This window comes from Bradyrhizobium sp. CCGB01 (assembly GCF_024199795.1).
Taxonomy (GTDB): domain Bacteria; phylum Pseudomonadota; class Alphaproteobacteria; order Rhizobiales; family Xanthobacteraceae; genus Bradyrhizobium.
In genome coordinates this window covers 1,997,776-2,012,305 of sequence record NZ_JANADK010000001.1, presented here as the reverse complement: position 1 = coordinate 2,012,305, position 14,530 = coordinate 1,997,776, and the positions used below count along the sequence as shown (strand labels likewise).

Annotated in this window: 4 protein-coding genes and 7 pseudogenes; 1 reads left to right on the top strand and 10 read right to left on the bottom strand. The window is 59.3% G+C overall.

The genetic code is table 11. The features are described 5' to 3' along the window. Positions 1-814, bottom strand: a pseudogene (locus NLM25_RS09040) (3-keto-5-aminohexanoate cleavage protein). 595 nt (positions 815-1,409) lie between these two features. Here NLM25_RS09040 and eno point away from each other — a divergent pair. Further along, positions 1,410-2,700, top strand: a pseudogene (gene eno / locus NLM25_RS09035) (phosphopyruvate hydratase). Positions 2,701-3,502: 802 nt separating this feature from the next. Here eno and glcF read toward each other — a convergent pair. The 9 genes and pseudogenes from glcF to NLM25_RS08990 all read right to left on the bottom strand — a co-directional run bounded on the left by glcF (position 3,503) and on the right by NLM25_RS08990 (position 14,525). Then, positions 3,503-4,862, bottom strand: a pseudogene (glcF, locus tag NLM25_RS09030) (glycolate oxidase subunit GlcF). A 2-nt stretch (positions 4,863-4,864) separates the two neighbouring features. Continuing rightward, complete coding sequence (locus NLM25_RS09025; protein WP_254136686.1) at positions 4,865-6,049, bottom strand: FAD-binding protein; 1,185 nt, start codon at positions 6,047-6,049, stop codon at positions 4,865-4,867. Continuing rightward, positions 6,049-6,780: pseudogene (locus NLM25_RS09020) on the bottom strand (FAD-binding oxidoreductase); the annotation flags it as partial. The gene NLM25_RS09025 and the pseudogene NLM25_RS09020, both read right to left, overlap by 1 nt. A 129-nt stretch (positions 6,781-6,909) precedes the next feature. After that, complete coding sequence (locus tag NLM25_RS09015) at positions 6,910-7,782, bottom strand: dihydrodipicolinate synthase family protein (RefSeq protein WP_254136685.1); 873 nt, start codon at positions 7,780-7,782, stop codon at positions 6,910-6,912. A gap of 153 nt (positions 7,783-7,935) precedes the next feature. After that, a pseudogene (locus NLM25_RS09010) lies at positions 7,936-8,869 on the bottom strand (dihydrodipicolinate synthase family protein). Between the two features lie 36 nt (positions 8,870-8,905). Further along, a pseudogene (locus tag NLM25_RS09005) lies at positions 8,906-9,691 on the bottom strand (SDR family oxidoreductase). Between the two features lie 422 nt (positions 9,692-10,113). Then, positions 10,114-12,147, bottom strand: a pseudogene (locus tag NLM25_RS09000) (methyl-accepting chemotaxis protein). 112 nt (positions 12,148-12,259) lie between these two features. Next, positions 12,260-13,675, bottom strand: a complete 1,416-nt coding sequence (gene pyk / locus NLM25_RS08995; RefSeq protein WP_254136684.1) for a pyruvate kinase — start codon at positions 13,673-13,675, stop codon at positions 12,260-12,262. A gap of 64 nt (positions 13,676-13,739) precedes the next feature. Continuing rightward, entirely contained in the window at positions 13,740-14,525 is a 786-nt protein-coding gene (locus NLM25_RS08990; protein WP_254136683.1) for an SDR family NAD(P)-dependent oxidoreductase, read from the bottom strand. Between the last annotated feature and the right edge of the window lie 5 nt (positions 14,526-14,530).

The window sequence follows — 14,530 nt, the reverse complement described above, 5'->3', positions numbered from 1 at the left end:
TCACGAGAGCCCAAACATCGCTCTAGTCTCCGCTGGTGTCGCGATCTCGCGTCCCATGGCGCGCGCCAAGCGCACAATCTCCCGCACCACCTCGCCGTTATCGGGGGTGCCAAGCTCTGGCCAGCCATAATCTCCGAGGCCGACCGCAACGTGTCCGCCGAGCTCAATCGAGGCTGCAGCTGGCCCCATGGGATTTCCGATCTTGTTGCAAACGGTCCACTCGATGGGCGCCTTCGGTAGGAAGTCGAGATGCGCCATCAAGCCCTTGATGGTGCCTGGATGGCCGCCGAAGATCCCCTGATCGGTGAGCTCGAACATGAAGTAAGCCGGTTCGTCCACAAGACCCATTTCGCAAAGCGCCTCGAAGCCGCGTGTAAATGCGACCGTCCAGCTCACAAACTGCGGCTTGACACCAAGCTCTGGCAAGCGCTTGGCGAAAGCGATTATCGTCGCGGTGTCGTTGCGATATGTCTGCGTATCCGTGACGTAGCGACGCTCGCTTGCATCATAGCGATCGATGTTGGTGTTACCCGTATCGATTGGCGCAAGATCCAGTCGCGTAGCGGGATCGCGTGCAAGTTGCTCTATGTGCTCGAGCCGCGCCATCGTGTCTGCTGAGTTGGATATCTGGCCCAAGGTAGGAAAGACGAGGCATTCGCACCGGGCACGGATAGCTCGAATCGCCTCATGGCGTGCCATCGGAGTTGCGCGCATGAAAATGAACTATGCTCGCGCCCGCCTCACATGCTTTTGCGGCTTCGACGCCAATTTTGTTTGGTGTGTAAGGGACATGAGGGTTCGCGATACGCGGCATGTACTCGATAATGCGAGCTTCGATGATGAGTTTCTTGGGCTGCAACTAACCCTCCCTTAGGCCGCTTTGACATGACTGTTATACTGGAGCGCCGTGAACACTTCTCGAATTTAGTCTGTGAGTTTTATTCACGGTCATCTGACAAGAAATCGATTGTCATCCCTCTTGTTGCGCATGACAAAATCTTCTGAAATCCGTCAGCGTGCTACTGCGCGAAATGCGTGCGGCGAACTCGTGCGCTTTTTGATCGAGCTGTTAGCGAGACATTTCGAGGTTCGGATTGACCGTGACGGCGAGCGGCTCAGTTAGCACGCAGCGATACTGGCTGCTCGCCCGGCGCGGATTGGCTTAATCGGCTCGACCCGATCTACGAGTGGCACCTGACTATTCTTATGCCCGACGAACGCTGCTACCGGAACTCGATAGGGACCGAACTGCGTGGAGAAATCCAGAGATACTTCAGGCCGCATTCCATTCGGCCTTGCTGGGTAACGAAGCGTTGCACGTTGCAGGATGCCGAGCGAACCGGCGCACGCATGAGCCGGCCAAACAATTTCAACCCTCTGGTCGAACAGACCTAAGAAGGAGATGAGCGATGACCATCATCGACCGTGTGCGCGCACAAGAGATTTTCGATAGCCGAGGGAATCCGACGGTCGAAGTCGACGGTTCTCAAAAGCGGCGCGCGCGGGCGGGCCGCCGTTCCCTCGGAAGCGTCTACAGGCACGCGAGAAGCTGTCGAACTGCGGGACGGCGATAGGCGCCGATTTGGCGGTAAGGGTGTCCTGAATGCAGTAGCAGCCGTGAATGGGGAGATAGCCGACGCGCTCCAGAACCACAACGTGCTCGACCAGATCGCGACCGACCGCATCCTTCGTGAACTCGATGGCAGCGACAACAAGAGTCGCCTGGGGGCCAACGCAATCCTCGGCGTCAGCCTAGCATGTGCAAAGGCCGCTGCAGATGAGTTGGGCGAGCCGCTGTGGCGATACGTGGGCGGCGTTGGAGCCCGCGTGTTGCCTCTGCCGATGATGAACGTCATCAATGGCGGCGCCCACGCGGACAACGCCATCGACTTTCAGGAATTCATGATAATGCCAGTCGGCGCTGAGACATTCTCGGACAGCCTGCGCATTGGCGCTGAAATCTTTCATAGCCTCAAGAAGGCGCTGAAAGATGCGGGTCATAATACGAACGTAGGCGATGAGGGCGGCTTCGCACCCGATCTGTCAAGCACCGATCAGGCGCTTGCATTTCTAGTCAAGGCCGTGGAGGCGGCGGGCTTTCGGGTTGGTGACGAGGTGGTGTTTGCCCTCGACGCGGCCTCGAGCGAGCTTTTCAAGAATGGCCGCTATGAGCTCTCCGGCGAAGGTCGAACGATGGATGCGGCTGGCATGGTGCGGCTCTACGAGGAACTGTGCGCCCGTTATCCAATCGTGTCGATCGAAGACGGCATGGCCGAAAATGATTGGGAGGGATGGCTGGCTCTCACCGGCTCGCTCGGATCAAAAGTGCAGCTCGTAGGTGACGACCTGTTTGTGACTAACCGGGCTATGTTGGAGCAGGGCATCGCGCGAGGAGTAGCTAACGCGCTCCTTGTTAAGGTCAATCAGATCGGGACCTTGATGGAGACGCTTGATGCGGTTGAGACCGCCCATCGCGCCGGCTACGCCTGCGTGATGTCACATTGTTCCGGCGAAACGGAGGACGCTACCATAGCTGATCTGGCGATAGCGACGAACTGCGGTCAGATCAAGACCGGCTCCCTTTCGCGTTCGGATCGTCTGGCCAAGTATAACCAGCTCCTGCGGATTGAGCGGGAGTTGGGTCAAAGCGCCCGTTTCCTTGGCCGATCGGCCCTTGCAACCCGCTCGGCCTCGAATTAGAGGTTTGCGCACTTCTATGTCATCAAACTAGGTGGGTGTCTTTGAATGACGCACTACCGCCCGGTGATGCTCGTGATCTTCAAGCATGAGGTTGACGGAGGAGTCAGCCGACGAAGCCGTCGGGCAAGCGCACAGCCAATTTCGAGGGCTTCCGTCGCTCGTATGCTACACTTTCCTTCGCACGGAACGGACTGGCGGCTTGCCCGCCGGGCCGATGGAAATTCCGAGGTCACGGTGGGGAGCGATGAATTTGTCCGAGACGCCTCTCCCATAGGTCTGAGCGATTCTGCACGGACATCCGGGAAGATCGGCCCTTTGCCTTCGGCTAGAGCGGCGACTTTCTCGATCCTCCATGGCATAGTGTCGACCTGGCAGCCAGACTAGCCGCATCGCTGAGGGGACTGCGCCGCAGGAGGCGCGTTCCTGGTAGCGGCCGACCACGGCAATTGTGAGCTAATGCGTCCATCCGTCAATGATGGTCGCTGCTTCGCAGATAAGGATAGCTTACGAGAGCTCCGAGGAGACAGGGCCGAACCGTTTCTCCAGATGCGGTCTGCAGCACTAGCTTCGTGAGCGGCCGTGTTGGCTCGATGATATCGACGATCTGGTGGCGGACGGGGTGCTCTCCTGACCCGTGACAATAATCATAGGCGTGACCGATATACGCATTGTCTGTGCCGATGGAAAATGTCAGCGTCGTGGATGCGCGGTGCGAAATGTACAAGCCAGTCAGCCAGTAAGCGCCATAGATGCGATCCAACACGAAGCTTGGGAAAGGACTAAGAACTCCGACGTTTGATTGTCAGTGTGATCGGGGAAGCGCTAATGCGCCCTCTGAACCTCGCCCGCCTCTCAGTTCGGCGGACAAGGACTTCGGCGCTGGCCCTCCGGTCGCCCAATCGAGCAGTTCGACAGTATGGAAGATCGGTATGCCGGCGCTATCGCCGATCTGCGATGCAGCCGATGTTGCCTGTCGCGATCAGGTCTGGATCTACACGCCGGATGTTTGCCATTTTTCGTTCACCGAGACGTTTCGCGATGTCGGGCTGAAGAATGTTGTAGGTCCCCGCCGACCCGCAGCAGATGTGTCCCTCTGGGATATCCTTCACCGTAAAGCCGGCCCGTTTAAGCAACGCCTTCGGATCCTCAGTGTTTTTCTGCCCATGGTGCATCGAACAAGCCGAATGGTAAGCGACGACGAGATCGCGCGTTTCTGACGAGAAGCGCAGTTTCATGGGCGAAAGGAATTCGGTGATATCTCGCGCGATTGCGGAAACCCGGCGTGCCTTCTCTGCATAGACGGGATCGTCACGGAACATGTAGCCATAATCCTTGATCGCCGTTCCGCATCCGGACGTCGTTATGATGATCGCGTCCAGACCTTTGCCATCCATCTCCGTGATCCACGCGTCGATGTTTTTCTTTGCAAGCTTGTGCGATTCGCGTTCGCGTCCGAGATGATGGACCAGAGCGCCGCAGCATCCCTCACCCTTGGCCTGCACAACTTCGACGCCATGGCGGGTCAGGAGCCGGATGGTCGCCTCGTTAAAGTCGGGTCGTAGTACGGGCTGCGCACAACCGCCGAGAATTGCAACACGGCTGCGCTTCTCGCCTATCGCCGGAAAAACACCAGGCCTTTCCGAGGCGGACCGAGGCGGCACATGAGGCGGCGCGAGATCGAGCATCGCGACAAGCCGATTTCCAACATGCGGCAAACCGGCCAAAACATTCTTCAACGGCCGGACCATCTGCGCCGCAGTTATCGCAGCACGGAAGCGATGCGGATGCGGAAGGATCAATGCGAGCATGGCCCGGACGAGCCGGTCGTGCAGGGGCCGCCGGTACGTCTCTTCAATGTAGGCCCGCGCGTGATCGATAAGGTGCATGTAATGCACGCCAGACGGACAGGTGGTCATACATGATAGGCACGATAGACAGCGGTCGACATGCTTGACGACAGGAGCCGTCGCCGGTTTGCTGCCTTCCAGCATGTCCTTGATCTGGTAGATGCGCCCGCGAGGACTGTCGAGCTCATCACCAAGCAGCAGATATGTCGGGCACGTCGCGGTGCAGAAGCCGCAATGGACGCAGCTCCGCAGAATCTTTTCCGATGCTTTTGTCGCGGGGTTCTGCAGTTGTTCGGCGGTAAAAGTCGTTTGCATCGTTACAACTCGGGGAACATTCGGCCAGGATTGAATATGCCAGCCGGATCGAGAGAGGTTTTCAACCCGGCCTGAAGCCGCGCGACGGCTTCGACCGGCGGATCAAATATATCGACCGCAGCACGGACTTCTTCGGGTGTGCGCACGAGGGTGGCATGTCCACCGGCTTTCCGGATCGCCCCACGAATTGTCGCTGCACCGGCGGAGTCGGCAGTTGGGCACGCCAGCCAGATCAATCCACCGCCCCAGTCAAAGAACCACCCGGCCTCGACAGCCCGAGCAATGCGCGCCGCGACATCAGGACCTTTGCTCGGCGCGGTCGAGATGCGCCAGATTGCGGCATCGCGCGGCTCCGCGAGGACTGTTGCATCGCGAATCGCCTGCCAAAGACCCCTCCCGGTGTCGTCGGCAAGCACCTCGGCCGCGCCGAACCGCTTCAGGAGCGACAGCAGTTCACCGAGGCGATATTCAACCGACTCGGGGAAGCCCTCGACCCGGACCAACGTACGCGCGCCGCCACCGACTACCGCGGGCAGGTGCGCCGCACCGCTGACATCATAGGGCGCGCCGAGCGCCGCCGACAGCGCCGCGATGGCGGTTTGATCCGAGAGGTCCGCCAAGCACAATGTTGCGCAACGTGGCGCGCTCGGGACGAACTTGAATGTGACTTCGGTCAGGAAGCCAAGGGTAGCATACGCGCCGACCATGATTTTGACCAGGTCAAGGCCGGTCACGTTCTTCATCACACGGCCGCCGGATTTGATCGCCTCGCCGCGCCCGTTGACGAACCGCAGCCCGAGCGAACTATCGCGAGCCGCTCCACAAGCGATTCGACGTGGTCCCGACAGGTTCATCGCGGCGACCGCCCCGATCGTCGGTTCACCGTCACAGCCCAGCAGCGGGCGGTAGTCGAGAGGTTCGAAAGCCAGCTCTTGCCGATGCTCCGCGAGCAGCCGAACGATCTCGCTGAGAGAGGCGCCAGGCTCAGCGGAAATCACGAATTCCGCCGGCTCATAGAGCGTGACTCTTGTCATTTGCGATGACGAAAGGATCGAATCGAATTGCGCCGGCCTGCCGAAAGCGCGCTTTGTCCCACTGCCCTGAATCGCCAGCTGAGTACGCCGCGCAGACGCTTCTCTAACGATTTCACAGACGTCAGCCTCCGACGTTGGAGTGTAGCGTGTCATTCCTCGCTCGTATCGAACCCGAACAGAACTGGCTTAGCGCCTTCCGCTGCACAACGAATCCGCAGGACGGCTTCGGTGACTACGCCGAGTTGGCCTTCCGATCCGACGATTAGGCCGAGGAGGTCATAGCCAGCACTGTCGAGGTACTCGCCGCCAATCTCAACGATCGTTCCGTCTAGCAGGACGAGCGTCACGCCGAGGACGTTGTTGGTCGTCACGCCGAATTTCAAGCAATGCGCCCCACCCGAATTCATGCCGATGTTGCCACCTATTGTGCAGGCGAGCTGGCTCGATGGGTCGGGTGCATAGAAAAAGCCTTTGTGCGCAACCGCCTGGCTCACCGCAAGGTTAGTTACGCCCGCCTGCACTCGGGCGGTCCGGTTCACGAAATCGACATCCAAGATCTCATTCATCTTCGATACGGCGAGAACGATCGCATCCTCCTGCGGAATCGCACCGCCTGCGAGCGATGTACCGGCGCCGCGCGGAACAACCCTCACGTGATTTCGCGCACAGAATTTCAGGACGGCGGACACCTCCGCCGTGGTCGACGGCAGCACAACCGCAAGCGGCACGCGCCGATAAGCTGTAAGCGCGTCGGTCTCGAAGGCGCGGCGTTCGTCTTCGGACACGATGAGCGCTTGCGGGGCAACGAGTTGGCCAAGACCGGTCAGAATTTCGTCGCGGCGGCCGAGTACGGTCTCGTCAGGTATTGGGAATGCAATCGGCATGGCTCTTCCTTCACTCCGCCTCGGCTAAATTGGTCTTTCGCTGCCATCGGCCAAGCGGGTTCTCGCCATACCAAAACACGAGAGCGAGCGAATACGCCGATCAGGCACTACCGACGGCTCGTCGCCTATTTAGTTCAGCTCTGGCAGTGCAGCTTCCAAGGCCTTTGCTTGGTCTGCACTCAGTGAAGCCAAAGGGGGCTGCAAGCGTCTCCAGAACGGATCCGCATGAACGAGTGAAACTGCCCATTTGACTGCAGGTACAAGGGGAAACCTCGACAGAATTTCGCGGATCGCCATGGCCTTGTCGCCCGCACGTCTGCCTGCGTCAGTTCCCCTCGATCTCCAAGCCTCCTGCGCCAGAGCGCCACTCACATTGGTGGTAGCGGAAATGCACCCGGCAAACCCATGCTCGTTCGCTGACGAAAGAGTTCCTTCAGAGCAGGGAAAAACATCGATTCCCGGCAGACGCCTCGCCAGCTCTCTGGAGTATGCTAGATCGCCGGACGAATCTTTCACGCCTCTCAAAACGTTTGGATTCTTCAGCTTGACGCGTTCCACGATGTCGATCGTGTACGGCACACCTGAGAACTGCGGAATATGATAGAGGTAGAGCCTCGTTTGCTTCAAACCTGCTTCATCGATGATCTTTTGCACGTAATTCACGACGGTGTCCTCAGTTATGCCCTTGCAATAAAAGGGCGGCACGAGGAGCGCACCTGCGAAACCCATATCCTCGGCGGCTCTTGTAAGAGCAATAGCATCGTCAACTGCCGCCGCGCCCGTACCAACCATAAACCGGGACATCGGCAATCCCGCCTTCGATACGTGGGACATCGCCTCCACGCGCTGTTGCAATGCGAACGATGTCGCTTCGCCGGTCGTGCCAAGGAGATTGACTGCGTCGCATCCGCCCGATTCGAGCAACCATCTGCAATGCTCGATCAATCGAGGTTGATCGATTTGCCTCCTAGATCCGATTGGCGTTGCAGCAGCCGCAATCACTCCAGCTCATGCTTTCAACCTCCAATAAGACCAACCTGCAGGAACAAGCAGGTTGGTCACAGGCTGCCGGCGTTTCCAACGCAGGCCACTATCATGCAGCAATCCTGCTGGCATAAAACGGTCCGCCGGGTTTTCATGGACCGCCTTACGCACCTACCTCGCCAGCACCGCACGCTTATCGTTGCGCGCTATTCGATCTAGCAGGTAGTCAATCTCTTGCTTTGCCTGGGTAGAGAGCGCGAGGGCGGGCTTGCGCTGCGCATCTGAGGCCAGAACGCCTCTCCGCCTCAGGACATATTTGCGTACGGCAAGACCGAGCGGTCCTTGCTGCTGCTCGTACCGCAGGTAGGGCAGATGCGCGCCGAAAAGGTCGTGCGCTTCGTCGCAGCGTCCAGCGGCGGACAGCTTGACCACGTCGACGAGCATTTCGGGAACGGCGTACCCTGTGTTGGCACCATCGGCGCCACGCTCCATCTCGAAATCCAGGAATAGGCCGCCGTTGCCAGTCAGGATGGCAATGTGGCGCATTGAGCCATCGCGCTCGAATCCACGCAGGGTCGTGATCTTCTCTACTCCCGGCCAATCCTCGTGCTTCAGCATGACGCACGATTCGTTCTCCGAGACGATCCGGCGAATTACGGCCGGGGTCATCACGACTGAGAAGGTCAACGGATAGTCCTGAAGCACGAAAGGAATGTCGGAGCCGATCGCTTCAGCGGCCTGACCGAAGTAGGTCACAATCTGATTGTCGGTTCTCAACGTGTTCGGCGGTCCAATCATGACGCCGGCGGCACCGAGCTCCATGACCTCTCGCGCAAGAGAGCGCATGGCAGCGAAGCCCGGCGCCGACACCCCGACGATGATGGGTACGTTAGCGCGTCGAATGATGCGCTTTGCGATCGCGATCGATTCTTGATGGTCGAGTTTGGGTGCTTCGCCGAGCTGGCCCAGAATTGTGATGCCGTCGACACCACACCCTAAAGAAATCTGTCATGCGATCCAGAGACGATTCGTCGACCCGACCATCCTCGTGGAAGGGTGTTGGGGCAATTGGAACCACTCCCTTTATGCCGCTAGTTAGAACCACGCTCTTCCCCCATGCTCAAACTCTCAATTTGATCTACTAAATGCTGGCAATCAGGCCTCCCTCGATCCGAATGACTGGCCCTGTCACGTACGACGCACGTTCACTGGCCAAAAAGGTCACGACATCGGCGTACTCTTCGGGATTCCCATAACGGCCCAGTGGGATTGCCCCTGTACTCTCATCGGAGACTGCTTCTACTGATCAGTTTTCGCGTTCAGACTTGGCCTGACCCAAGAAGAGAATTCGCTGCGTCGCGATGCGCCCGGGCAATACGACATTTGCGGTAACGCCGTCGCGCCCGACCTCGCGAGCGAGGGACTTCGACCACCCGACTAGCGAGAGCCGCAGTGAGTTCGAAATATCAAGTTTTGGGATGGGCGCGACCACCCCGGATGAGGTGCTTGTGATGATCCGCCCCCATTTGCGCTCACGCATGCCCGGAAGGACACGATCGGCAAGCGCAATCACCGACAGCACCATCGCCTGAAAGTACTTATTCCACACCTCGCTCGTCTGCCCAAATGCTGGAGTGGGTGGAGGCCCGCCCGTATTGTTAATGAGCACGTCAACGGGGCCAAACGTTTGCTCAATCAACGCAACGTTCCCCTCAATCGAGGAAAGGTCGGCTAAGTCGCAAACCACCGGAAGACAGTCTGCGCCTGCTGCGACGATGTCTTGCGCCGTGAGGTCGAGGCTCTCAGCATTGATGTCGCCAAGGGCGACGCGCGCGCCCTCTTCGGCAAACGATCTGGCAATTGCGCGTCCAAGGCCGCCGCCCGCACCAAGAACGAGCGTCCTTCTGCCACGCAACCCCAAGTCCATCCGCGTTCCTCCGATTATTCTTCAAGCCGGCTTCCGCTCCTATTGTCGGTCAAATGCCTTTGCGACACGCCAAATGCGTTGGGCTCGAGCGGTGCCCGGTCTTCGAAGCGAAGAAGCCTCACTAGGCGCGATGAGGATAGGACATGGCAATCGATTAATTTTAACATCGATGTGAGTTAACTTTGCAGGGTTCGCAAATTGGAATGTATCGGAGAGAGAGCGAGCCAGGCACAACGCTCGGAGAGCAGCCCCGAGCCTCCGGATTGACAAGACGTGTGAAATGCAGCCGCCCCTGATCGTAATGGCGGCAAGGTAGCCAATTTAGCTCCGAAACGCGGCGAGTACCCACAAAACGGTCGGAAGCACACGTGAGGTCGCCACCATCGATCACAAGTACGTGAGCGGGACGCGATCGAAATCCGCTAAGCCGCGCGGATATTGGCCATGAAGCGGTCCAACTCGGCGCGAAGTCGGGTGCTCTCAGTCGACAGCGTACTGGCCGAACTCAGCAGCTCTTCGGAAGCCGCTCCCGTTTCGGCCGCGCCCCGTGTTGACCTGGTCGATGTTAGTGACCACAGCCTGCGTGCCCTGCGCGACATTCTGGACGCTGCGCGCGATCTTTTGCGTGGCGGCGCCTTGCTCCTCGACAGCGCTCGCGATCGAGGCAGCAATCGTCGAGATCTGACCGATCGTAGCACCGATCTCCTTAATCGCCCCGACCGATTCAGCCGGTGCGTCTTGCATATTGGCAATGTGGGCCGAGATCTCGTCGGTCGCCTTCGCCGTCTGGCTCGCAAGCGACTTCACCTCACTTGCGACCACGGCAAAGCCTCGCCCTGCTTCGCCAGCGCGCGCCGCCTCGATGGTGGCATTGAGCGCCAAAAGATTGGTCTGCTCGGCGATCGCAGTAATCAGTTTCACCACGTCACCGACATGTTGGGCTGCACGGGACAGCTTGCCGATGCGGTTATCGGTTTCCTTGGCCTGCATCACCGCAGCTTCTGCGATGCGGCTCGAATCGCGGACCTGACGCCCGATCTCCCCAACTGAAGCCGAGAGCTCCTCCGTCGCCGTCGCGACAGCCTGCATGTTCGAGGAGGTCTGCCCGGAGACGACCGCGACCTGGCTAGACAGGTTTTGCGTAGTCTCCGCGGTGCGCGTTAGCGTGGCGTGCGGACTCGAGCTGCACGGCCGAGGTCGAGACGTTGGACACTATGGAGCCGACGGCGGTCTCGAAACCATCGGCAAAATGTATCAGCTCGGCGCTGCGGGAGGCCGCTTGCTTCTTGCTCTGTACTTCGCTCAAAGCGGCATCGCGTTCGGCTTTCGCGATCGCCTGCAGCTTGAACTCTCCGACTGCACTGGCCATTTCCCCGAGTTCGTCCTTGCGGCCCAGCCCTGGCAACACCACGTCAAAATTACCCGAGGCCAACTCTCTCATCGCCGTGGACATCGCAACCATAGGTCGGGAAATCCCGATGCCAAGCAGGAAGGCGAGAACCGCGCCGAGCAGCGTACCGCCGGCCCCGAGCATCGGATAAGTTGCTCGGTCTGACCGATCGTTCGCCTCGACTCCGTCTCCAGTCGTTGTTGCTCGGAAATGAGATCGGACGTCATCACAGTTGCGCCTTGCATGATCATGCCAGCCGAGGCGCTCATGTCGATGACCAGTTGATCAATCATCTTTGCGTTCGCCGCAAGCTTCTCCAGTGCCCCGCGATAGGCAGCCAGCAGCGCCTCGGCCTCCTTAAGGCCGGAAACGATCTTCTGATCCTTCGAATAGATCGCTTTCAATGAATTCTCCCGCGTTCAACGCTGCCAGCGCGCTTGCTTGGACCGACTCGTCCGCGTTGAGGAAGAAGTTGCTTACACCCGCAGTTGCGGTCTGGAATTGCGTATTGACCCGCTTTGTGCCGAATTCGATCGCTTGCGTTTCCGTCTCGGATGTACCGAGGCGACTTTCTTCGAGCTTGTATTTCAGAGGCTCGCATTACGCATGAGCTGGTCGCGCACGATCAGCGCACTATCGCGCTTGACCGCGAGGATCCTGCCGAATGTCGCAGAGAACTGAGAGAATTCCTTTGCAAGCTTTTCGAGGCTTGCCAGTCGCGCTGGCGACTTGACGCTCTTGATCGCTAGATCGATCGCCTTCTTAAGGCCGCCCTCAGCATCCAGCGCAGCTTTCGCGTCATCGTCTCTTCCGGACATCACAAAGTACCGGGCGACTGAGCGATACGCGAGCAGCTCGCGGTCGATGTTGCGGGCTAAATCGGCCTCCGAGACACTGGCCTGGTAGGAGCCGACACAATTCGAAATACGCTCAAAGCCGAAATAGGCGAAAGCCATGCTGCCGGCCGAGACGCTAAGCACCGTCGCGAAGCCCACTACGATTTGGCGCGGAACCGCAGGGTCGGGAAAGCCGCGCGCTTTGATTTCAACGTGGTAGGCCCAGCCATTCCTCACCCCTTGTTCTCGTGGCAGCCACCAGCACTTCGGGATTTCTCCCAAAGACAGGCAGAAAATGTGCGCAGGTCGCGGCCTGCGTTCAAGACGGGCCGCTTCAAAGATTCAAGGTACCGCGATGACCCGGATATTGTTGGTGGTTCCTGCCTGGGCGAACGGTATTCCGGCAACGATCACCACGTTATCTGAGCTCTGGGCGAAGCGCTCTCCGACTGCAGTAGAGACGGCGCGTGACACCATCTCCTCATAATTGCTCACGTCGGACGAGAACATGCTGTGCGTCCCCCAAAGAAGACACAGACGACGGGCTGTTTCCGAGCTCGGGGTAACAGCAAGCACAGGCACATCTGGACGGCGGCGCGCGATGCGCGCCGCGGTCGTGCCTCCGGACGTGTACGCGACGATGGCCGCCGCATGGATCGCTGAGGCCAAGCCCGCCGCAGCGGCAGCGACCGCGTGGGGTGGCGTTTGCTCTTCTTCCGGGCGCAAGGCATCGACAATGGAACGATACATCTTGTGACGCTCGGTGCTGCGGATGATGCGATCCATCATCTCCACCGCCTCGAGTGGATAGCGGCCGACGGCGGACTCCGCTGACAACATCACGGCGTCGGCTCCATCGTAGATGGCAGTGGCGACATCGGACGCTTCCGCGCGAGTCGGCGTCGGCGAAGACACCATGGAGTCCAACATCTGGGTGGCCACGATCACAGGCTTGACCGCCAATCGACAGGCTCGCACCAGCTCCTTCTGCCGACCAGGGACGGCTTCGTGGGGAATCTCCACGCCAAGATCGCCCCGCGCCACCATGACTGCGTCTGACAAGCCTATGATGTCGTCGATCCGATCGAGAGCGGCCGGCTTCTCGATCTTCGCGACGAGCCCTGCGCGATCTCCGATCAGCCCCCTCGCCTCGAGGAGATCTCCCGGTCGCTGGACAAACGACAGCGCGACCCAATCGACGCCGAGCCGAAGGCCGAAGTCGAGGTCAGCCCGGTCTTTTGAGGTGAGCGGAGACACATTCAGGATTGTCCCCGGGAGGTTAACGCCCTTGTGGTTGGAGAGCTTCCCACCAACGATTACCTCGGCATGGAGACTGTCACTGAAGAGTGCCTTAACGCGAACGCGCAGGCGACCATCGTCGATCAGCAGATCGTGACCAGGTGCCGCGGCCGCAAACACCTCTGGGTGCGGCAACGGGATAGCATTCCGATCGTCAAGAGCGTCTCCCTGGGCGAATCTAATGATTTCACCCGCCGCTACCGTCAGGCTTCCATCACGCAAAGCACCGATCCGGATCTTAGGACCCTGAAGGTCAAGCAAGATGCCAATTGGCCTACCCGTTTCAACTTCGAGGGCGCGTATCGCCGCGTGCACCTTGGCGTGGTCCTCTCTCGCCCCGTGACTGAAGTTGAGGCGAAAGGTGTCGACACCAGCCTCGAACAACGTTCGAAGCATCTCTGGCTCCCAGCAAGCTGGCCCAACCGTTGCTACGATTTTCGCTCGGCGGTTTCGGCGCACGTGAATAGCCTCTCAATTGACAACCTGGGCTCGCTCCGAACGAAACGGCCCCACAAGGACCACGCTACCGGGGAGGCGTCTTGTCCGGCCCGAACATCAGGCCAGCCTCACGGAAGCCGCCGTCGACGTTCAACGTGTGGCCGTGGACATACCTGCTCTCGTCCGATGACAGGAAGACTGCTGCGTCAGCGATCTCTTCCGGAGTTCCGTAGCGGCTCATCGGAATCAGATATTCATACGCTCGACGCGTTGCCGAGTCGTGCGCGGTCTTCGCCATCTCGGTTTCAATAGCTCCTGGAGCAATGTTGTTGACGTTGATGCGGTACTGAGCAAGCTCGACCGCCATGACCTTTGTCAGCAACTCCAACCCGGCCTTTGCCGCGCCATATGCGCCGCGTCCGTTCCCGCCGCGCTGACCCGAGAGCGACGCGATGTTTATGATCTTGCCGCCGCGCCCTTGCTTAACCATCTGGCGCGCCACGGATTGAGCCACAATGAACGCACCGGTCAGGTTGATCGAGATCATTCGTTGCCAGTCCTCAAGCTTTATGTCGAGGAACGGAGTGTTGCCACCGATTCCGGCATTGTTGATCAGAATGTCCAATCCGCCACAGCGGCTGGTCAATCCGTCTATCAATTCGCCCACGGACCGCTGATCGGCCACGTCGACTTTTAGCCCAAAATGGTCACGATCGGCATTTTCGAGAGCCGCCGCCGCCGCTTTAGCGCCGTCCAGGTTGAGATCCGCGATCACAATGCGAGCCCCCTCGCGCGCCAATGCCTTCGAGATCGCGAAGCCGATACCGCGCGCTCCCCCGGTGACGAGCGCCACCTTATTGTTCAATCTCATCTCGA